The 22368-nt window shown below is 32.6% G+C and carries 19 protein-coding genes and 1 other RNA gene; 11 read left to right on the forward strand and 9 right to left on the reverse strand.

Going from position 1 to position 22368, the window contains the following annotated elements:
• Nucleotides 1–31 precede the first annotated feature (31 nt).
• The gene (locus DU428_RS12905; protein ID WP_113966693.1) at nucleotides 32–3052 is read right to left on the reverse strand and encodes a tetratricopeptide repeat protein; all 3021 of its coding nucleotides are present in this window, start codon (nucleotides 3050–3052) and stop codon (nucleotides 32–34) included.
• A gap of 187 nt (nucleotides 3053–3239) precedes the next feature.
• Between DU428_RS12905 and DU428_RS12910 the strand changes: the two genes are divergently transcribed.
• The 3 genes from DU428_RS12910 to DU428_RS12920 all read left to right on the forward strand — a co-directional run bounded on the left by DU428_RS12910 (nucleotide 3240) and on the right by DU428_RS12920 (nucleotide 5870).
• Nucleotides 3240–3923 (forward strand): cell division ATP-binding protein FtsE, encoded by a 684-nt coding sequence (locus DU428_RS12910; RefSeq protein WP_072352989.1) that lies wholly within the window; start codon nucleotides 3240–3242, stop codon nucleotides 3921–3923.
• A gap of 106 nt (nucleotides 3924–4029) precedes the next feature.
• Complete coding sequence (locus DU428_RS12915; protein WP_113966692.1) at nucleotides 4030–4926, forward strand: glycosyltransferase family 2 protein; 897 nt, start codon at nucleotides 4030–4032, stop codon at nucleotides 4924–4926.
• Nucleotides 4923–5870: a glycosyltransferase family 2 protein gene (locus DU428_RS12920; protein WP_113966691.1), complete on the forward strand. Its 948-nt coding sequence runs from the start codon at nucleotides 4923–4925 to the stop codon at nucleotides 5868–5870. Before DU428_RS12915 ends, DU428_RS12920 begins: the two co-directional genes overlap by 4 nt.
• Here DU428_RS12920 and DU428_RS12925 read toward each other — a convergent pair.
• The gene (locus tag DU428_RS12925; protein WP_072353026.1) at nucleotides 5853–6266 is read right to left on the reverse strand and encodes a sugar 3,4-ketoisomerase; all 414 of its coding nucleotides are present in this window, start codon (nucleotides 6264–6266) and stop codon (nucleotides 5853–5855) included. The two genes, DU428_RS12920 and DU428_RS12925, sit on opposite strands and share 18 nt — an antisense overlap.
• Nucleotides 6263–7354, reverse strand: a complete 1092-nt coding sequence (locus tag DU428_RS12930; protein ID WP_072352986.1) for a glycosyltransferase — start codon at nucleotides 7352–7354, stop codon at nucleotides 6263–6265. The genes DU428_RS12925 and DU428_RS12930 overlap by 4 nt, the downstream gene beginning before the upstream one ends.
• A 114-nt stretch (nucleotides 7355–7468) precedes the next feature.
• Between DU428_RS12930 and DU428_RS12935 the strand changes: the two genes are divergently transcribed.
• The gene (locus DU428_RS12935) at nucleotides 7469–8620 is read left to right on the forward strand and encodes a glycosyltransferase (protein WP_113966690.1); all 1152 of its coding nucleotides are present in this window, start codon (nucleotides 7469–7471) and stop codon (nucleotides 8618–8620) included.
• Between the two features lie 15 nt (nucleotides 8621–8635).
• Here DU428_RS12935 and DU428_RS12940 read toward each other — a convergent pair whose 3' ends face one another.
• The 4 genes from DU428_RS12940 to typA form a co-directional block, all read right to left on the reverse strand.
• Nucleotides 8636–9940, reverse strand: a complete 1305-nt coding sequence (locus DU428_RS12940) for an O-antigen translocase (RefSeq protein ID WP_072352984.1) — start codon at nucleotides 9938–9940, stop codon at nucleotides 8636–8638.
• Nucleotides 9941–10003: 63 nt separating this feature from the next.
• The gene (locus DU428_RS12945) at nucleotides 10004–11104 is read right to left on the reverse strand and encodes a DegT/DnrJ/EryC1/StrS family aminotransferase (protein ID WP_072352983.1); all 1101 of its coding nucleotides are present in this window, start codon (nucleotides 11102–11104) and stop codon (nucleotides 10004–10006) included.
• A complete protein-coding gene (locus tag DU428_RS12950; protein WP_243633545.1) occupies nucleotides 11101–11973 on the reverse strand; it encodes a GNAT family N-acetyltransferase in 873 nt (290 codons plus the stop codon). The genes DU428_RS12945 and DU428_RS12950 overlap by 4 nt, the downstream gene beginning before the upstream one ends.
• Before the next feature lie 384 nt (nucleotides 11974–12357).
• Nucleotides 12358–14157, reverse strand: coding sequence for a translational GTPase TypA (gene typA, locus DU428_RS12955; RefSeq protein WP_072352981.1), 1800 nt, complete (start codon nucleotides 14155–14157; stop codon nucleotides 12358–12360).
• Between the two features lie 697 nt (nucleotides 14158–14854).
• Between typA and kdsA the strand changes: the two genes are divergently transcribed.
• Nucleotides 14855–15673, forward strand: a complete 819-nt coding sequence (kdsA, locus tag DU428_RS12965) for a 3-deoxy-8-phosphooctulonate synthase (protein ID WP_072352979.1) — start codon at nucleotides 14855–14857, stop codon at nucleotides 15671–15673.
• Between the two features lie 19 nt (nucleotides 15674–15692).
• Nucleotides 15693–16553, forward strand: coding sequence for a hypothetical protein (locus DU428_RS12970; protein ID WP_072352978.1), 861 nt, complete (start codon nucleotides 15693–15695; stop codon nucleotides 16551–16553).
• A 74-nt stretch (nucleotides 16554–16627) separates the two neighbouring features.
• On the opposite strand, the gene DU428_RS12975 is transcribed toward DU428_RS12970, so the two are convergent.
• Complete coding sequence (locus DU428_RS12975) at nucleotides 16628–17407, reverse strand: SDR family NAD(P)-dependent oxidoreductase (protein WP_083585170.1); 780 nt, start codon at nucleotides 17405–17407, stop codon at nucleotides 16628–16630.
• Nucleotides 17408–17435: 28 nt separating this feature from the next.
• Entirely contained in the window at nucleotides 17436–18641 is a 1206-nt protein-coding gene (locus DU428_RS12980) for an NAD(P)-dependent oxidoreductase (RefSeq protein WP_072352976.1), read from the reverse strand.
• A gap of 397 nt (nucleotides 18642–19038) precedes the next feature.
• On the opposite strand from DU428_RS12980, the gene ssrA reads away from it, so the two are divergent.
• The 5 genes from ssrA to DU428_RS13005 all read left to right on the forward strand — a co-directional run.
• Nucleotides 19039–19432, forward strand: a transfer-messenger RNA (tmRNA) gene (ssrA, locus tag DU428_RS12985).
• A 193-nt stretch (nucleotides 19433–19625) separates the two neighbouring features.
• Entirely contained in the window at nucleotides 19626–19814 is a 189-nt protein-coding gene (locus DU428_RS12990; protein ID WP_072352975.1) for a hypothetical protein, read from the forward strand.
• 96 nt (nucleotides 19815–19910) lie between these two features.
• A complete protein-coding gene (locus DU428_RS12995) occupies nucleotides 19911–20354 on the forward strand; it encodes a TlpA family protein disulfide reductase (RefSeq protein ID WP_113966688.1) in 444 nt (147 codons plus the stop codon).
• Nucleotides 20351–20626: a DIP1984 family protein gene (locus DU428_RS13000; protein ID WP_394340980.1), complete on the forward strand. Its 276-nt coding sequence runs from the start codon at nucleotides 20351–20353 to the stop codon at nucleotides 20624–20626. The genes DU428_RS12995 and DU428_RS13000 overlap by 4 nt, the downstream gene beginning before the upstream one ends.
• A 903-nt stretch (nucleotides 20627–21529) precedes the next feature.
• Nucleotides 21530–22368, forward strand: an 839-nt coding sequence (locus tag DU428_RS13005) for an HYR domain-containing protein (protein WP_114436865.1), incomplete at its 3' end; no start/stop codon positions are given.

A 22368-nucleotide genomic window follows, 5' to 3' on the forward strand; every position in this document is an offset into this window, starting at 1 on the left:
ATTTACGTTGAAAGATTCTTAATTCTAATTATTAATCTTCCGGTACAATAGATGAGTTTGTTTTGGCTTGTTCTGCTTTAATCTTAGTTAATTCGGCCTGAGCTTCTGCAACAACATCTTCAAAATCTTTGAAGTTTTTGATGACACTTTCTAAAATATAGGTAGCTTGAAAAGCATCGTCTAATGCATAAAAGTTTTTCGCCATAAGCACTAATCCTTTTGCACTATAATATTTATATCCTGAAAAGTCTTTAGCTAAACGTTGTATCGTTGTATTAGACCCCTCGTAACTTCCTGCTTTGTTCTTGAAGTATGCATTATAGAAAAGTGCTTCTGCAGCGGTTTCTCCTGTAGCAGTAGTTTCCACTTGTGCATAAGCAGTTTTCGCTCTAGCTTCATTTCCTGTTTTCATGGCAGAACGAGCAATAATAACATATGCATCACTTTTTATTTTATTGTCAATATTGCTGTGGGTTAGCACTTTTTCCGCGTAAGCGACAGCCTCAGTATAATTTTCTAATTCGTAGTTAGCTTTCATTAAATTGGACTTAGCAAATACTACGTTTTGCGGGAAACTTGCATCAGATTCCAATCTAGATAAGACAGGAATAGCTTCTTTCCATTGTCTGTTTTCTGTATAAATTTGTGCTAGACGAAGTAAAGCTTCTTCGGTAAATTCACTTTGTAAAGCATTGGTTACATATTTGAAATGCGGAGTTGCCGTTTCTTTTAAATCTTTTTTGAAATACAATTGTGCTATATAAAAATGCGACTGTAAAGCATGTAATCCATTTGGGAACTCATGTAAATATCCATTAAACTGTTTGATTGCTTCGTCTGTATCATTATCTAAATACCTTTTTTCTGCAGCTTCGTAGGTTGCATGATCTAATTCGGCATCGGTAACATTTATATATTCTAAAGTTCTTACCCAATTTGCATAATCATCTACTCTACCTAAATCGATATAGATTAAACGAGCCGTAGCAACTGCTTGGTTTGCTTCTGGAGTTCCTGGGAACTCTGCCGCAACTTTTTTGAATTTAATTAGAGCAGGTTCGTTTTTACTTGCATTATAGTGCACCAAACCTTGGCGAAGCAATGCTCTTGGCACAAAGGTACTTCTGCTATATTCGTTATTTAATGTGTCATAAACCTGCATCGCCTTGCTGGTATTTCCTTCTTTCACATAGGAATTTCCAAGTTCGTACATTGCATCATCTCGTAATTTAGAAGTTTTGTATTGATTGATAAAACTTTCTAATGCTGCTATCTTTTTTGAAGCATTCCCTATATAACCATAGCTTAAAGCCTTTTGGAAAAACGCATAGTCAGCTTCCATTTTTCCTATTTTGATTGCTTCGTCATAAGCCTGAATTGCTTTGTCGTACTGACTAGAAACAAAATATCCATCTGCCAAACGAAGGTAAGCATCGTTCAATCTGATTTTATCTTCCTTTCTAGCTTGTATAAACTGATTGAAATAGGAAGTTGCTTGCGTATAGTTTTTCTGTTTAAAATAAGTATAAGCAATATTATAATCTAAATTTTTAACCTCTGGTGTTTCTGAAGCTATTATCTGTTGTTCAAATTGTTTGAATCCTACTAAAGCATCGCTATAATTTGTTAAGTTATAATCGGTTTCGGCTTTCCAAAATGTTGCTCTAGCAGTAAATTTCGCATCTTGTGGTTCGCTTAAAGATTTTTCAAAGAGCGTTTGTGCCTCTTGAAATTTATTATCGTTATATAATTCAAGTCCTCTATAAAAAGTTACTTTTTGATAAGCTACTTTATTTTCAAAACTCTTTTTTCCTTCGAGAAGTTTTAATGCTTCCTCGTAGTTTTTAGAAGTGATATAAGAATCGATTAATAAGGTTTCAATTTCATTTTTATAAGCAGTCTGCGGGTATTTATTCAAATAAGCCGTTAATACCTGCGGAACCGATTGGTAAGCATTACCTATTTCATAACTAACTTTCGCGTAATTTAACCAAGCATCTTCTTGAATTTTTAAATCAAAATCCATTTCAGAAGCATTTTTAAAAGCATTTAAAGCCTCTTGCTTTTTATCAACATTTACATAGCTTTCTCCTAAATGGTAATATGCGTTTTGAGCAACGCTGTTGTTCCCACCAATTATTTTGTTAAACTCACTAATTGCATTATTATAGTCTTTTTGCATGTAGTAAGCATAACCCAGTTGGTAATAGTCTGTGTTATTCCATTTTCCACGATTCCCTTCGTATTCGGATAAATACGGAATAGCTTCCGCATATTTTTCTAAATTAAAATAGCTCTCCCCTATTATTTTGTTTAGTTGTGAAACTTCACTTCTATCGCTATTTGGCAATTGCTCTTTGGCTAGTTTTATAGCTTCTTCAAATTTCCCTAGCTTAAAATGTAAATCTGCTTGATAGTAGGATAACTTTTCTTTGTATTTCTCTTCGCCTCCTACTTGTCCGAAATACTCATTTGCAGTATCGTAATCATCACTTTCGTAAGCCATAAACCCGATATAATACTTAGCTTGTGCCCCGTATTTTTCGGAGTTTTCAACTCTACTTAAATAGGATTTTGCAGATTTATAATCTTTAGTTACAAAAGCCACATAACCATTATTAAAACTAAACTTATCGCGTTCGGATCTAGCTAATCCAGATTCATCTACCTTATCATACCATTTCTTTGCATAAGCATATTTTCCGTTAGAAAAGTAATAATCGGCAACATCTATATAAGCTGTGTTTCGTTTGGTACTTGTAGGATAATCGGAAACAAAATCCTCTATTAATTGGTCGGCATTCTGCTGATTTAACCGAACAGCACAATTAGCAATATAATATGCACAATCTGATTCTAGAACCTCGGTTTTTGCAGTTTTCTTAATCTGAGTAAATAAAGATTGCGCTGCCAAATATTGCTGATTATTAAATAGAGACAAGGCTTTTTGGTAATCTACAATATCACTGGTATATGTTGCAGATTCTTGGGCGATTATTTGAAAACTACAAGCTATAGCTATCAAAAATATATAAAGTTTTTTTCTAGTCATGAACTACTGTTTAGTTAAAAAATCAAAGATAAATCAATATATAAATCATAACGTTAGAATTTTGTTATAATTATAACGGAGAATGATAATTGAAATTGAAGGTAAAATAATTATAATATACAAAGTGCGTTTTGGGATTTGATTATTTTAGTAATACATTTACAACTCTTAAAAAACAAAATTCTATATGTCAAATCCTGTTTTACAATTAAAAGATGTTTCTATTTTTCAAGGAGATAATTTAGTTCTCGCTGATGTTAACGTAGAAGTAAACAAAGGTGACTTTGTGTATTTAATAGGGAAAACCGGATCTGGAAAAAGTAGTTTTATGAAAACCCTTTATGGCGACTTAGCTTTAACGCAGGGCGAAGGGCATATAGTAGATTACGACTTACGCAAACTAAAGGAAAAAGATATTCCGTTTTTAAGACGAAAACTAGGTGTTGTTTTTCAGGATTTCAAACTACTTACAGACAGAACAATAAACGAAAATTTACTTTTTGTTTTAAAAGCTACAGGCTGGAAAGACAAGGCTAAAATGCAAACTAGAATTGACGAAGTTTTAAACAAGGTTGCAATGAAAACTAAAGGTTTTAAATTTCCTCATGAACTTTCTGGAGGAGAGCAGCAACGTGTAGCTATTGCTAGAGCATTACTAAATGATCCAGAATTAATTCTTGCAGATGAGCCTACAGGAAACCTAGACCCACAAACAAGTATTGAGGTGATGGAGGTTTTACAAGAAATCAATAAAAATGGAAATACTATTTTAATGGCAACGCACGATTATGCATTGCTTTTAAAATATCCTAGTAAAACTTTAAAATGTGATGAAAATCAAATTTACGAAGTGGTGCAGCGTAAGAATTAGACCCTTTGCTTAGCTTTGGAGTATAAAACGACGCATTAAATTCACTTCTAACAACTTCATACTTATTATCATAAATTGTTAGTTTTGAAAAACCCATCTAGAACCTATGCTTTCTATATTAATACCTACATATAACTACAGTATTGTAAAGCTAGTTCATGAAATACATAGGCAAGCAACACTTTTAAATATAACTTTTGAAATTCTTTGTTTTGACGATGGTTCTACAGAAAAAGAGCTTATTGAAACCAACAAGGAAATCAACAATCTAGCCCATACGCGTTATCATATTTTAGAAAAAAACATAGGAAGAAGTGCCATTAGAAACCTTTTGGCAAAAAAAGCTAAACACGAACACCTACTCTTTTTAGATGCTGATGTTCTTCCAAAAGAAAGCAACTTTCTTGCTAAGTATATAAAAGAAATTAAAGCAGACTATCCAGTAATTTACGGAGGCATTAGGTATCAAGAAGAAAAACCTGCTAAAGATTATATTCTACGTTGGAAATACGGAAGCTCTATAGAAAGTAAAAGTGCTTCAGATAGAAATAAAAGCAAATATGCTAGTATACTTTTTAGTAATACAATAATTAAAAAATCACTGTTTTTGAAGACACAATTTAGCAATAAACTAAGCACTTATGGTCATGAAGACACCTTGCTCGCTTATAGTTTTCAAAATCTAAACACGAAAGTGCTTCATATAGACAGCCCTGTTTTTCATATTGGATTAGACAGCAATAAAGAATATTTAAAAAAGACTAAGGAAGCTTTAAATAACCTAAAGTACATAGAAGCAAATGCTTTAGTAAACGCTGAGTTCGTTAAAATGCTTCGCTTTCACAAAAAATTAAAGTCTTTTAAATTAAATCTTGTTTTTGCAACTATATATACATTATTTAAAAGAACTATGGAGAAGAACTTAATATCTCCTATTTCTTCCCTTAAAATTTATAATCTTTACAGATTAAGTTACTTTTGCTACATCAACAAATCTGAATGAGCGCTTTTTTTTCCATAGTTATCCCTTTATACAACAAAGAACATTTTATTGTACAAACAATAGAAAGTGTCCTTGCTCAAAGCTTTCAAGATTTTGAAATCATTATTGTTAATGATGGTTCTACAGATGCAAGTTTAGAAAAACTGCACACCATCCAAAATCCTAAACTAAAAGTATTTACTATAGAAAACCAAGGGGTTTCTCACGCAAGAAACTACGGGATAAAAAAAGCAAGCTCAGATTATATCGTATTTTTAGATGCAGACGATATATGGCTAAACAATCACTTAGGAGAGTTAAAAAAACTGCTAGAATCGTATCCTAATTGTGGTTTATACGCTAATGCTTACGAGGAACGAATAGGAAAAACTATCATTCCGTCTAACTATAAAAACATACCTAGCACAAAAAATTGGAAAGGAATTGTTGAAGACTATTTTGATGCTAGCATGTATAGCAGCATAGCATGGACATCTGCTGTGATGGTTCCTAAAAAGATATTAGAAGCTGTTAACAGGTTTGACGAAAAAATAACCTTAGGTGCTGGAGAAGACACCGACCTTTGGATTAAAATAGCATTAAAATATCCGGTAGCCTTTAACAATAAAGTTACCGCTATTTATAATTTACATGCAGATAATAGGATATCAAATACTAATACCAACTCTAGAAACTTTATTGATCTAGACAAATACGAAGCGGAAGCCAAGAACAATGCTTCGCTAAAAAAGTATTTAGATATAAATAGATTTTCTATTGCACTTCAATACAAACTAGCAGGAAATAAAAAAAAGATGCATGCTTATTTAAAGCATTTAGACAAAAACAACCTCAATTATAAGCAACGCTTTTTACTTAACTGCAACAGAAGTTTGTTAGTTTTATTAAAGAAGTCACAAAACTTCTTACGCAAGTTTCAAGTAAACTTAAGTTCTTTTAAATAACTGAAAGTCTTTATATTCTCTAATATAATCTGCTTCACTAAAAACATCGGAAGCTAAAACCAAACACACAGATCCTGAAGAAAAATCTTCCAACTCCCTCCAAATCCCTGTAGGAATCAACAAACCTTTATTAGGTTTTTTAAGCACAACAGATTTTTTATTCACACTATCATCTAAAGTAACCGTAAAACTTCCACTTAAAGCTACTAAAAACTCCACTTGCTCTTTATGTGCATGACCTCCACGATATGCATCACTAGGGACATCATACAAATAATAGACTCTTTTAATAGGATAAGGAATGCATTCTTTTTCAATAACCGCAAGATTACCTCTATTATCTTCAATTTTAGGTATATCAATGATTTTTACATCTTCTATTGTTGTAGTACTCATATCCTTTCTATTAAATTTTTCCAATCTTTAGAGATAGCTTCTATTGAAAACCGCTCCACACTTTGTTTTGCTTTACCTTTACACTTTTCGTAGAGTTCTTTGTCAAATATAAAACTATCCATAGCTTCCGCTAGCGCTTTTTCATCAAAATTTTCTACTAATAAGCCATTTTGCTTATTGCTTATAATTTCTTCGGGACCAGATTTACAATTTACAGAAACAACTGGAACTCCTACAGAAAGAGACTCTATTAAAACTCTTGGAAACCCTTCAAACCTACTTGTTAAACATACAAACTTAGCTTTTGAAACTATTGGAAGTGGATTCTTCACAAATGGCAGGAACATAACATCCTCCAGTAACTGTAAACTAGCGACCTTGCGTTTTAGTAATTCTAAATCATCTCCAGAACCTAGAATTATCAGTTTCATTTTTTCTTTTGCTAAAGAAGATTTACTGTAAGCATCTAATAAAAGGGAATAGTTTTTCACGGCATCGTCTAACCTTCCGTAAGCTAAAATATACTTATAGTTTATAGTTGGCGTTTCCGATTCTTCTATACTGTATCTTTCAATAGGATTATAAATGGTAGTTACATTATTGAAGCCATATTTCTTTTCCACCAAAGATTGAATTTCTTTAGAAACAGAAACAATAGCCGCAGCATTTTGATACTGGTATTTAGATAAGTTATCCCTTTTTGGGAAGTAGTACTCTAAATTATAACTTCTTATAACATAAATGGTTTTATAAGCAGCATAAAGCCATTTAGCTATGATAGTTTCCCTGAGCCAGGAATTCCGAGTTCTATTATCAATAATACAATGAAACTGATGCTTTTTAAGATAATTTTTAAACACTTGAAGCCTGTTCCAACGTGCAAAAAACCCGTCCTTTTTTTCTTTTAATTCGCCTAAATTTAAAAGCTCTCCTGCATATTCATATTCAATAATATTAAGAACACTTACTATGTGAACCTGATACCCTAACTGAAACAGCATTTTAGATAAAAGTGCTGTAGATTGTTCTGCACCTCCTTTTCCTAAGGAAGATGTTACAATACAAATCTTTTTATTGTTATTTTGCAAGTTCTAAGGTTTAGATATCAAATATAGTAAATGAAACATTCATGAATAGCTTCTAAGCTAATATGAATTATTGAAAGCAAAATTTTAAATCCACTTTTACAAGTAAAATTATATATGAAGATTTTATTAATAGGAGAATATAGTAGATTGCATAATTCCTTAAAAGAAGGCTTAAAAGCTCTAGGACATCAAGTTACTATTGCTGGTTTTGGCGATGATTTCAAAAACTACCCTGTTGATATTCGTTTTAAAAATCCATATAGTAAAGGGATTCCTTTATTTATTAAGAAGGTTATTTACAAACTAACAGGTACAGACCTTAGTTCTGTAAGTATTGAAAAGCAATTTCATAAACATAAATCGAAACTAGTTAATTTTGATATTGTACAGCTAATTAATGAAAACCCATTTTCAACGCTACCAAAAACGGAAGCTAGGTTATTAGAACACCTATTCAGGCATAATAAAAAAGTGTATTTATTATCCTGCGGCGCAGATTATGTAAGTGTGAATTTTGCTTTCGATAAAAAATTTAGATATTCTATTTATACTCCTTATGAAAACAATAAAGTATCTAAATCGGAATATTGGAATATTTTAAAATGGAAAACAGAACCATTTAAGCTGCTACATTTATATGTGTTTAATAATGTAGACGGAATAATCTCAAGTGATTTAGATTATCATTTGCCACTACTTGGGTACAACAAATACTTAGGGCTAATCCCAAACCCAATAAACATCAATAAAATAACCTTAGAACCTGTAAGTCCAACAGACAAGCTTGTTATTTTTCACGGAATAAACGATAGAAATTATTACAAAAAAGGAAACGACATCTTTGATGCTGCCCTAGAAATAATTAAAAGCATACACGGAGATAAAGTAGAAGTCATTGAAGCTAGAAGCCTACCCTATGAGGAATACATAGAGTCCTATAATACGGCACATATACTATTAGATCAAGTATATGCTTACGACCAAGGTTATAATGCCTTAGAAGCAATGGCTAAAGGAAAAGTAGTTTTTACTGGAGCAGAACAAGAATGGCTAAATCATTATAATTTAGAAGAAGATACAGTTGCTATTAACGCACTTCCTGATGCTGAGAAAATTGCAGAAAAACTTGAGTGGCTTATTCTTCATCCTGAAAAAATCGCTGAAATTTCTAAAAATGCTAGGGCTTTTATTGAAAAAGAACATCACTATATTTTAATAGCTAAAAAGTACATAGACACTTGGTCTGTTACCGATAAATACTTTTAAGAAATACTGGTTTGATTAATTTTCATTCTCTTCTGGTAAAACACCAAACAACGAAGAACTAAATACCAATAGGATAATTAGGTAGTAGATAGTATAACTTACAAAGTGTGCTATCGTAGCGCCTTTTACTCCGTATAAATCTATAAAATAAATACTGGTTAAATATATGGTAAGCACCGAAAAAGCTTCGGTTATAATATAATGCCAAAACATATTTTTTGCCAAAAACTGATAAGCAATTACAATAGATAAAACCTTAACAAAGTCTCCTAGTAGTTGCCAGAAAAACAAATCTTCAACCGCATAAAATTCACTTGTAAAAACTACTGCAATAATGAAGTGCCTTAAAAAATAAATAGCAACTAAACCTAAAGCGAATATTGGAATAATAGTTTTATAAAAACCGAAAACCTCTTTTCTAAATTCTTTTACACTATCAATTTCTGAGAATCTTGGCAGTATGTATAGTGTTAGCAAAGAACTAACAAACATTAAATAGTAATTAGAAAGCCTATTCATTGCCTCCCAAAAACCTGCTGCTTGATAGCTAACAGTATCAATAATATAAGCTCGAATAGTAATAGCTACAAACGGCAAAACAATTGCAGAAAACAATGCCATTACCGAATAAGAGCTCAACTTTTTTATGGAAGAAAACCGAACGTTTTTTACTTTAATCAAATGAATCAAACTACGCTGATTCAAAATAGCCACAAAGGTTATTAAGAACACTACCGATTCTGCTATCACAACAGCTATCAAAGCACCGTCAATCTTATTTAACCAGATTAACAAAATGGTTATTATAGCACCCAGAACTTGCCCAATTATATTTATAATTAAGATGGTTTTGTATTTAGAAAATCCATTTAAAATGGAAAAACTAAACATATTCAAAGCATAGAAGGGCAAGGCAATGGCAAATATTTTTATAATATAAGCGAAGTTGCTATAGGACGGAAAGAGATAACTATTAATTCTCTCTGCTTGAAAATAACAAGTAAAAGCGACTAAAAAAGTAGCTATAAAACCTAAGTAAAAAACAGTTGAAATAGTCTTACTTAACTCTAAAGTATTCTTTTTAAACTCGGCTACATATTTTACTACACCATTATAAAACCCAAGAGTAGAAATAGATTGTGCAGATCGCAAAAAATCTCGCATATTCCCAATCAAAGCCATCCCCTCTGCACCAACAAAATATGCTATAGCTTTTGAAGTCAAAAAACCTGTGACTACTTTCGTTAGAATTGCAGCAGAATTTAAGGAAGCAACCTTAAATAAAACATTAGAATTTATATGTTTTAATATGCGTTTCAATCTTTATTAGAGATAATTTTTAAAAATTAAATAAGATACGACTAACTAAAAGCAAACTGTTAGTTAATACTGATTTACTGCTTTAATAACTTGAGAAACCTCAGCTTCTGAAATCACAGGACTTATTGGTAAACTTACAATGTTTTTATGAATCTGTTCTGTAATTGGCAACTCTAGAGAAGCATATTCTTTAAGAGCTTCTTGCTTATGTGGAGCTATAGGGTAATGCAATAAAGTTTCTATTTGCTGTTGCTTTAAATAAGCGACAAACTCCTCACGGTTTTCTACTAAAACTACAAAAACATGAAACACATGGTTTTTAGAATTATCGTAAAAAGGAAGTTTCACTTTATCGTTATTAATTTCTGAAATATATCGCTTTGCTACACTTCTTCTAACTTCATTATCGGCATCCAGCATTTGAAGCTTTATATTTAAAAAAGAAGCTTGCACTTCATCTAATCGATTATTAAAACCAATCAAATCATTAACGTATTTTTTGGAGGCTCCGTAGCTTCTTAACTTCACAATTACTTCAGCAAGATCTTTATTATTTGTTGTTACAGCGCCTGCATCTCCTAGAGCTCCTAAATTTTTACTTGGATAAAAACTAAAAGCTGCTGCATCACTCAAACTTCCTGCCCTCCTATCGCTTCTATCTAAAGCTCCATGAGCCTGTGCTGCATCTTCTACTAGCAATAAATCATGCTTTTTTGCTAATAAATTAATAGCAGACATATTTGCTAACTGACCATACAAGTGGACCGCTAAAATGGCTTTTGTGTTATTTGTTATATGCTTTTCTATTTCAGTAACAGAAATATTATATGTTGCTAATTCAGGTTCTACAAAAATTGGCTTTAACCCAGCTTGTATAATGGCTATTATACTCGCTATATAGGTATTTGCAGGAACAATTACCTCATCGCCATCCTGCAACAACCCAAGCTCTTTATACGCTTTAAAAATCAAGATTAATGCGTCTAGTCCGTTACTTACGCCAACACAATATTTCGTTCCACAATACGTAGCAAAATTGGCTTCAAAAGTAGAAACTTGCTTTCCTAAAATATAATGTCCAGAATTTAAAAACTGCTGAAACTGCTCTTGAAACTGCTTTTCAAAACGCGCATTGATTTTATGTAAGTCAAGGAATTTAATCATATAAAAAGGGCATCTAACTTATTAGCACTACTTAAATCTATTTCATAAAAATCTTGGGTAATAGTTCTAGCCCCAAAACCTTCTTTCCAATATTGCAACCCTGCATTGATATTTCTTCCTTGGTTTGTATTTGAAGTTCCAAAATCAAAATACATTTTATCTTTAAATACCTTTTCAATTAAATGTATATGTAAAAAATCTAGACTCCCTATAAGGTTCTTATCTACATTAGCAGATATATATTGCGAATGTGCCACTTGCTTTGTTTCAAATATAGTGGTCCCTGCTACTAGAACATCCTCTAGATACACATTAAACTGCCTTATATTATTAGGGAATTTTGTTTTTAGATAGGTGATTTCTTCTAAGCTATGCACAGGCTTTGCTTGGTGTTTTTCAGCTAAATTCGGAATGAGAATGTTATTCCAAAAAGCAGCTAAATCCTTTTCTTCTTTAACAACTAGATTTTGTTTTATAGCTCTTTTCTTTCCTGCGACTCTATCTTTAGAAAGCTTCGGTTTATTATCTAATTTTAACACAGAAAAGGTTTCTCTTCCTAGCAACTTAGCATCCAAAACAAACATAAGGTATTGCAATTCATCATTAGGAATAGGACTATAAATAGTAGGTAATTGCTTCAAGTGTAAATACGCAAAGCCATTTGATTGAAAATATTGTAATACCAATTTTAAACACACTGAAACATCTTTCAGTTTAAGCATATCTGAAAAGAGTAATCCGCCATAGGTTAATCCTTGATGTGAAAAAACACGTTTATCGGAAGCATTTGCAGGTAAGACGGCTATAAGTTTTTCTTTTTTATAAACCATTAGGGAGTAATCTTCAAATCGATCTTGATGGTAGCCCATAAAATCTCTTTGAAATAAAAACGTAGCATTCTTTGCTTTAGAAACAAAACTGTCCCAAAGTGCTTTATTTTCCGGTTTATATTTATGAATTTTTAAACTGATTTGCCTTGCTTTTTACAAGGATGAAAATACTAATTTTATTAGTAACTCATAGGATAATTCTGTAAAAACAATATCTACAACTTCTGTAGTTTCTAATAAGCTCTAAAATAATTTTTTGAGCAGCCGAATACATGATTAGTATTTCCTTAGGAATCTTCTGTTTAACTATTTATAAAAAAGGTGTTTCTATAAATGGTTAAAAACAAATTACGCCAAATAGCTCTGTATAAATACAGTTTACCATTTGGCGTAAAATTTTCTACTTAAAGTTTAAGTAGTTACTTATATATTTTTGTTTCGCTTACGCTCCACTTCTGTTAAATATATTTTACGTAGACGAATGTGGTTAGGAGTAACCTCAACGTATTCATCTTTTTGAATATATTCTAAAGCTTCTTCTAATGAAAACTTAATTGCAGGTACAATCTTAGCTTTATCATCTGCTCCAGAGGAACGAACGTTACTTAACTTTTTTGTTTTAGTTACGTTAATTGCCATATCATCTCCACGAGAGTTCTCTCCAATTACTTGCCCTTCGTAAATATCTTCACCAGGGTTTACAAAGAATCTACCTCTGTCTTGTAACTTATCAATAGAATAAGGAATTGCTTGTCCTTTTTCCATAGAAATTAAAGAACCGTTTTGACGTTCTGGAATACCTCCTTTTAATGGTTGGTATTCTTTAAATCTGTGTGCCATAATAGCTTCACCAGCAGTAGCAGTAAGCAGTTGGTTACGTAAACCAATAATCCCTCTTGAAGGAACTAAAAATTCACAAACCATTCTGTCTCCTTTTGCTGTCATGCTAAGCATTTCACCTTTACGCATAGTAACCATTTCTATTGCTTTTCCTGAAACACTTTCTGGTAAATCAATAGTCATTTCTTCTACAGGCTCACATTTAACACCATCAATTTCTCTGATGATTACTTGTGGTTGTCCAATCTGTAATTCGTAACCTTCACGACGCATCGTTTCAATTAATACAGATAAGTGTAATACACCACGACCAAAAACCATAAATTTATCAGCACTATCAGTTTCTTCAACACGTAATGCTAAATTCTTTTCTAGTTCTTTATATAGTCTTTCTTTAATATGACGAGATGTTACATATTTTCCGTCTTTACCAAAGAATGGTGAATCATTAATGGTAAATAACATACTCATTGTAGGCTCATCAATAGCAATTGTTTTTAATCCTTCTGGATTTTCAAAATCAGCAACAGTATCACCAATTTCAAAACCTTCTAAACCAACAATAGCACAGATATCTCCTGTTTGCACTTCATCAACTTTTCTACGGCCAACACCTTCGAAAACATGAAGCTCTTTAATTTTGTTTTTAACAATAGTACCATCTCTTTTTACTAAAGATATGTTTTGTCCTACTTTTAATTCTCCTCTTGTCAATCTTCCAATAGCAATTCTTCCTGTAAAAGAAGAGAAGTCTAAAGAAGTAATAAGCATTTGTGTAGTTCCATCTTCTAATTTAGGAGCAGGAACATGCTCTACAACCATGTCTAATAACGGTTCTAAACTGTCTGTTTGATTTTTCCAATCAGTACTCATCCAGTTATTTTTTGCAGAACCATACACTGTTGGGAAATCCAACTGCCATTCTTCTGCACCTAATTCAAACATTAGGTCAAAAACTTTTTCGTGTACTTCGTCTGGAGTACAGTTTTCTTTATCTACTTTATTTATAACCACGCATGGTTTTAATCCTAAATCGATAGCTTTTTGTAATACAAATCGTGTCTGTGGCATTGGACCCTCGAAAGCATCCACTATCAACAGAACACCGTCTGCCATGTTAAGTACTCTCTCTACTTCTCCACCGAAATCGGCGTGACCAGGAGTATCAATAACATTAATCTTTGTTCCTTTGTAATTTACTGAAACGTTTTTTGAAGTAATCGTAATTCCTCTTTCTCTCTCTAGATCATTGTTATCTAGAATTAAATCCCCTGTGTTTTCGTTTTCACGAAATAATTGACAGTGGTACATAATTTTGTCGACCAATGTTGTTTTACCGTGGTCAACGTGTGCAATAATTGCAATGTTTTTAATATTAGCCATATATGGTGCCTTATTTTAAGCGTGCAAAGGTACACTAAATTCTTGTTAAAATAAGAAACTAACGAATTATTTGTTAATTTCTTAATATAACCCCCCCTTTTGGTAAGTTAAATGAATTTATAAATTGTTTTACTTCGTTTTTGTTAAAATCATAATCTATTAATTATCTATTATACTTTTTGTTAATGATTTGTTAGTAGCCTTAGAATTCTTAAAATTCTTTCTATTTTTGATGCATAGACACGACTTACTAAACATTTATTTATACCGATAATATAAGCTAATAAATTAAGAAAATAAAATCATGTCCCTAATTAGCAAGTTTGCAAAGTTTATACCCTATCTATATTATATTTCTATAATAGCTTTTTGGTTTACAGAGTTAAATAAAAACCAAGGTTTAACTGCTTACGCTGTTCTTTTATTTGGCATTCCTTTTTTATGGCAAATCATAAAACCCAGTAATCAATTAAATTTTTCATTAGGTATTACTTTTGTATGTCTTTCTTCGTACATGATTATTGCTTTTATATTCGATACACTACAACTAATAAGCATTTCTAATTCTATAAAAAACCTCTCTAGTTTTAGCAGTACAGTCCTAATAGCCAACTTTCTTATGGCATTATGGATTATGAGAAATAGTATGAAAAAAAGGTTTTAAAATGATTATCTTTGCTGCTTAAATTTTAAGTAGATGAATCTTCAAGATATTCCTAAAATAAAACATACAAATAGTAATAACTTTTTTCTTTTAGCTGGTCCTTGTGCTATTGAAGGCGAGGAAATGGCTTTTAGAATTGCAGAAAAAGTTGTTGAAATTACAAACAAACTAGAAATCCCTTATATTTTTAAAGGAAGCTTTAAAAAAGCAAACAGAAGTAGAATTGATAGCTTTACAGGTATTGGGGACGAAAAAGCCTTAGAAATACTACAAAAGGTTTCTGAAAAGTTTGATGTACCAACAGTTACAGATATTCACGAAGTTAGCGATGCTGTCTTCGCTGCAAAATACGTTGATGTTTTACAAATACCAGCCTTTTTAGTCCGTCAAACCGATTTAGTAGTTGCTGCCGCTAAAACAGGCAAAGTAGTAAACCTAAAGAAAGGACAATTTATGAGTCCGGAGGCTATGAAGCACGCCGTACAAAAAGTAAAGGATTCAGGAAGCGATAAGGCATGGGTAACAGACAGAGGAACAATGTTTGGCTACCAAGATATGATTGTTGATTTTAGAGGTATCCCAACCATGCGTCAATATGCACCAACTATATTAGATGTAACACATTCTTTACAACAGCCTAACCAAAGTGCTGGTGTAACTGGTGGAAGACCAGATATGATTGAAACTATTGCTAGAGCAGGAATTGTTAATAATGTTGACGGCTTATTTATTGAAACCCATTTTGATCCTGCAAATGCTAAAAGTGACGGAGCAAACATGTTACATCTTGACAACTTAGAAAAGCTACTTACTAACTTGGTTGCTATTAGAAAAACTATAAACGCTTTATAATTCCCCAAATTATATTTTAATGAAAAAAGCAAAGCTAAAGGCATTAGTACTTTTATGCCTTACCCTATTTCCTGTAATTAGTATTGCACAAGAAACAGAAGTAGAAAGATACACAGCTAACAATAAAGGAAAATTCTTTATTAGCTGGGGAGGAAACAGAGAATCTTTTTCAAAATCAGATATACGTTTTAAAGGAGAGGGTTATGATTTTACCATTCATGATGCCTCTGCTGTTGATAAACCTAAAGGTTGGCATATTGACTATATCAATCCTACAAGAATGACCATTCCGCAGACAAACCTGAAAGTTGGTTATTTCCTTTCTGATAAATATAATATTGCATTTGGTATAGACCATATGAAATATGTAATGAAAGAAAACCAGTATAAAAATGTTTCTGGATATATTGATCTTCCTGCAGAAGAAGCCGGAAGCATCTACAACCAACAATTTACTGGAGACCCTTATTTTGTTTCTGAAGACTTTTTATTATTTGAACATACCAACGGTTTAAATTATGTGTATTTAGAATTCAATAGATTTGATGATATCTCTTCTATTTTTAAAATAAATAATACAGATAAATTTCAAGTAAATATCACCGAAGGATTTGGAGCAGGAATATTATATCCTAAAACCAACACCACGCTTTTACAAAAAGAAAGATATGACGAATTTCATCTAGCAGGTTATGGTTTATCTTTAAATCTCGGACTTAACTTCACCTTCTTTAAATACTTTTTTATTGAAACCGATTTAAGAGGTGGATTTATAAATATGCCAGACATAAGAACTACAAGTAACACCAGTGAAAGTGCTTCGCAACATTTTTGGTTCTTACAACGTGTCATTTCTTTTGGTGGACGGTTTAGAATCTAAACCAACACACCCCATAAAAAAAAGACCTCTTAAGTTATTATCTTAAGAGGTCTTTTTATTTATCTAAAAGATCTTTACTCCCTATTCTTTTCTTGAATTCTTCTTACAATAGCCGCTGCGGTATTTCTAGGTATAAACCTTGGCAGGGTTGCTAGAAACTTATTAAACCCACCCGGAATAGCATAGGCTTTTCCTTTTAACATAGCTTTATAACCATAGGCTGCCACAGATTTTGCTTCTGCCATATTGAATGTAATTTTATTGTCTTTACAATCTTCTGAAACTGTTTCTTGGAATGCAGTCTTGGTTGGCCCTGGGCAAAAGGCAGTAACTGTTACTCCTGTTCCTTTTAGTTCGTTGGCAATAGCTTCTGAAAATGACAACATATAACCTTTGGAAGCGTAGTAAATAGACATTAAGGGTCCAGGCTGAAAAGCTGCAAGGGAAGACATATTTAAAATCTTACCAGAATTTCTGGCTACCATGCCTTTTAGTACTAGCTTGGTAAGGTGTGTTGTACTCATTATATGCACGTGCAACATTGCAGATTCGCGTTCCCAATCTGTTTCTGCAAAAGAACCAAAAAGACCAAATCCTGCGTTATTAATTAACACATCAATTGGTCTGTTTTGAATATCATCTATTATTTCTCGGGCTATGTTTGGAAGACTTAAGTCTTTGGTTAAAACTATAACTTGAACTCCAAATGTACTTTCTATATCTGCTTTAGCTTTGGCTAAATTATCTGCATTTATATCTACTAAGATTAAGCTGTAAGCGTCTTTTGCTAGTAATTGTGCTAGCTCATACCCTAATCCTGATGCTGCTCCTGTTACTAAAGCTGTTTTGGTCATTGTTTGGTTTTGGTTACACACAAAACTATTATTTTCCATCTACATAATTCTGCAAATAAGAATATTTATCGGTAAGTTTTTTGTTTTGGGTAATTTTAGCACGCTTTAGAATTCCTCTTTGATCTCCATTAAAAAATGCTGGAAGCACGTTTTCTAGAAACATTTCTCCAAAACCTTCACTTGCATCTTTAGGCAATTCACATGGCAAATTATCTACTGCCATTACCGTAATTGCATTTTTTGCATTATAAGCTACTTCGCTTTCTGTTTTTGCATCATAACCATAAAAAGGATCTGCAATTGTGGATGCTCTCAATGTTGATGCAACTGGCCCGTCTACATCACAAGAAACATCTGCTATAAGATTTATTCTAAAGTCTGATGATTTAGCATCTTCTCTTGTAAATAAATAAGGTGCTCCGTTTCCGTAAAAATGCCCTGCAATAAAATAATCGGTTTCTTTGGCGTAAGGCATGAAATTACTTTGGTAGCCTGAAGGATCTTTATAGAATTCTCTTTTATTTCCTACTTTACCATCTATACGTTTGTTATATTCCATAACATCTGCCATTACATACACTGGCTCGGTAAACTTTGGAGTGGTTAGGTAAATAGCATCACTTACTTCTTTTATTTGCAAGTGGTCTAAAATTTCTTTTGCTCCTTGAGCCACCTTTCCTGTTCCTGTAAGAAGGATTTTAATATTTGGAATGGTAATTTTATCTAGTTCTGCTTTTACAGCATCTAGATCTGCTAAGGTTTCTACTTTTGGCAGGTTAAATAATCCGTCACGTAAGCCTAATGCTCTAAATCCGTTATATGCTCCTACTAGTCCGGCATATCGTCCGAAACCGATTAAACGAGCACCACTCATTTTTACAATGGTTTCATGATCATACATTTCGATATTTTTTTCAAGCATAGCTTGAAGTAGCTTACGGTTGTATGGTTGCTTTTTTATTGTATGTGAAAAGTAGAAATATTTTTTATTAGGAATTAAGTTTTCTATTGGCACTTCTTTTACCCCTAGCATTACATCACAGTCTGACACATCATCGGTTACTGTAAACCCTAGTGCTTTGTAGGCTTCGTCTGGGAATATTCGGATATCACTAGATTCTACTATAAACTCGGCTTGCGGAAATTGCTCACGAGCTTCGGCTAATTTTTCTGGAGAAAACACCACTCGCCTATCTGGCGGATTTTTACGTTCTTTTATGATTGCGAACTTCATAGAAATCTTGGTTTTTTATTGCCACTAAAGTGACAATCGAATTATTTAATTGGTTGGTTTATTATTGTCACTGTGCTATGAAATTTTGTCTGATAGTTGTGACTGGAATAATTTTTGCACTAAAGTAATAGGAATTGCATGGTTATACAAACTTTTTAATAACTTTGCACTGCAAACCGAAGCTTTTGCGTAGGTTTGTATGCGTTAAGGATTGCAGCGGCATCCTTTTTGTAAAGCTTATAAATGAGAGTTTTTGTAAGAAAAGTATTGTTTATAAATGAAATTACTTTTAGTTGATTTCTATCTGATTTACAAAAAGATACAGCGGAAAGCCTGACGCACTTTTGCCCTTAAAAGCAAAAGTGCGTAACGCCCAAAATAATATCATTATTAAAACGGGGTCGACTGGTTTTGACAGCGAGATTAATGAAATGGTAAGCACGTCGTGTAATGGCATTGATACACGTAAAAGGCTAGACCAAATTTTAAACGGCGAGAATAACTACGCTTTAGCTGCGTAATCTGAATTTCAGTAAGATTATGCCTCGTCCTACTAGGTAGGAAGGCTAAATGTCTCCTGAAAGCCTTGGTTAATGGCGTTCTATTAGAGGCATCGTAAAAGTTAACTAAGATGGTGTAGCGCTTTGATGCACTTTCGAGATTTAGAAGCTAAGTTGTAAGTGGGTTGTCTTTAACCAGCTTGCAATCGAAAAAACAAGAAAAGAATAAACGTGTAGAAAGCTATTTGGTTACTTGTTTGGACGAGAGTTCGATTCTCTCCGACTCCACAAAAAACCCTTGTATGTACCGACATACAAGGTTTTTTTTTTAGGTGATAAATTAGTGGATAATTTGCATTCAAAATCATTCTTCCTAGTGTACAATTCTCTATTTATTTCTTAAATTAGACTGTCGAACAAATTTTAATAGCCAAGTTCTACAGTTATTTTATGAAACGAACACCTTTTGATAATTTAAGCTAAAATGACTAACAAATTACTGACTGCCTTTAAAGGTTTCGGATTTTCCTTATTGTTTATTTTACTAGGCATTTACATTCTAGAAACAAGCGAAATGCTTATTGGTAAAATCATAGGCACTGCCTGCATTGTATTTTTTGGAGTTTTATTTGCATTAGGAATCTTTAAATTAATTAAAGATGCTAAGAAATAAACCTACAAATGACTTTAGTGAAAAAGTATGGATTCTTTTAAAAAAAGGGTTCATATACTAATTATACCTTAACTTTGCTTTTTTAAAGAAATTCTGATGCAAACAGCAATACAATCTATAGAAGTTAGAGATTTAGACGGGCAAACTGTTGATTTAATGAAAACCTATAAGAATCAGGTTTTACTTGTTATTATATATAATAATGATTGTTTGGGTTGCACCGGAAGAGCTATCCCTTTAGCTTATGATTTTCAACAGAAATATCCCTCTATTCAAGTGCTGGGAATTCACACCAATTTCCCTAATCGTGAAGCAGACAAAGAAGCTATTAAGAGTATTTTTACTAGTGGCGAAGTTCCGTTTCCTATATATATAGACGAACATCATAAAATCTATGACACTTTTAAAGCAGAAGGTACACCACATTGGTTATTAATTTCTGAAAAAGGAGTAATATACCGATCTGTTTTCGGTTCGCAGGACAACACGCAAAACCGACTGTATTACGCACTTGAAAGTCTAATGGATTTACAAGAATAACTGAAGAAAATAAAACAAATAACGAAACTACTATAGAAGGAGAAAGCTCTCTTATGGAAGCATTAGCTAAAAGAGATTCTTTAAAAATGCTTTCGGAAAAACTTCGAACCGTTCGTGATGCTGCACAAATAAATAATAGCGGAGATACTAATCTAAAAACCACTATTGATATCAAAAAGCTACAAGCGGAAATGGATCAAACGGCAAGAGCTTTTAGAGAAATAGATAGCAAGATTCAAGAAATTAACTGGCTCACAGAGCTTAAAGAATAAGCCGAAAGGCGAAATGGTCGGGGCTAGTGTCAGTCCCTTTTTTTACTAGTAAGGTTTTCGTTGTAAACAGAAAACACTGCTAGAAAGCAGCTGCTAGGGTTGCAGCAAAGCTTACTGCTTAAGACCCATTACTGCTTACCTATTACAATAGTAAAACGTAAATTGTACTACCAGGTACTGACCGATCATTCTTTTTTATTACCCCCACAAAAGCAACTGTTCGCTTAACTTATTTCCTCCCTTTTTATTCCTTTTTTATATCCAAGGACAGCTTTATTATCTATAAGCATACTACGAGGTATCTACGGAGTATCTATAGGGCATATACGGTATATATACGCTATACCTATTAGATATGCAGTTAATTGACCCGCCCTAAAACAACTATACAGATTAATAAACAAATCCTAATATAGTTATACAGCTTAATTTTTCTTACACTATTAAAAACTGGCTTACAAAAACTTAGACTAAATTAAAACACAGTTTTTTTTACAGAAAACACTACCAAGTTAGGATTAAATATAACCCCTTGTTTCAAATTAAAAAAACTACATAATCATATATGTAAGTTTGGAGATTTTTCCGACACACACATCGTATCATATTCACAAAATATTCCCTAAACAACAAACATACTTTCAACATATTCAACTATACTTTATCATATTATAAGCAAAACACAAATTAAAGTGCGTTTTCAAAAACAATACTAAACTAAAATTGAAGTATATATACATGTTAAAGAATATCCCTGCATTTTAACGAATAAATAATTGAATATCAGATAAAACCGCCTAAATTCAACTTACCCTTTAGATTAATAGCTTACACCTATTTCTTTTTTTTAAAAAAGAAATAAAAAAACTTATTACAACCAAATCGTGCTAAAATCAATTTCATATGATTAAAAAATCCACTTTTGTATCGCTATTAATAACATCACTTATATTTAGTTTTTCAGGATTATCCAAACCAATTAATATTAATGAATCTTCTTCCGTTCACAAGGAGAACCCTTTTTTCTTTAACAGTCCGTTAGAAAACTATGTTTCTTTCCGACCGGGCTATGATATAGACAAAGAAGATACTTCCTTTTTGAGAGGGGTAGAAAATTGTCCTTCAGATATAATACAAAACACAATATCTGGCTTTTGTAGCACTATTGTTACATGGTTTCCTCCTACAAGCTCCACTTTAGGCGCAGGAATGACTCCCATTGAAGGTCCACCTCCCGGGTCTATTTTCCCTATTGGAACAACAACAATAAAATATGAAGAAAGATGGCTCGTAGGTGGTGCAACAACCATTCCACCTACAATCTGCGAATTTACAGTTACAATACTTGAAACTGAAGACCCAACCATCACATGTATTGGAGACCAAACAAAATCAGCAGACAATGGACAATGTTATTATACCGTTTCAGGTGCTGAGTTTGACCCAATTACAAATGATAACTGTGGAATTGCTTCGGTTACAAACAATATTAACAGTGGATCTACATTAAATGGAGAACAAATCCCTAATGGCACTACAATTAATTGGACAGTTGTAGACACCTCTGGAAATACTGCTACTTGTAGCTTTACTGTAACTGTTGAGGATAATGAGGATCCAACAGCATCTAACCCAGCGCCTATTAATGTACAGTGTGCTGGTGATGTTCCTACGCCTGATGTAACGGTTGTTACTGATGAAACGGATAATTGCTCTGGTACGATTACGGTAGCTCATGTTTC

The sequence above is a fragment of the Oceanihabitans sediminis genome (assembly GCF_003337215.1).
Lineage (GTDB): Bacteria > Bacteroidota > Bacteroidia > Flavobacteriales > Flavobacteriaceae > Oceanihabitans > Oceanihabitans sediminis.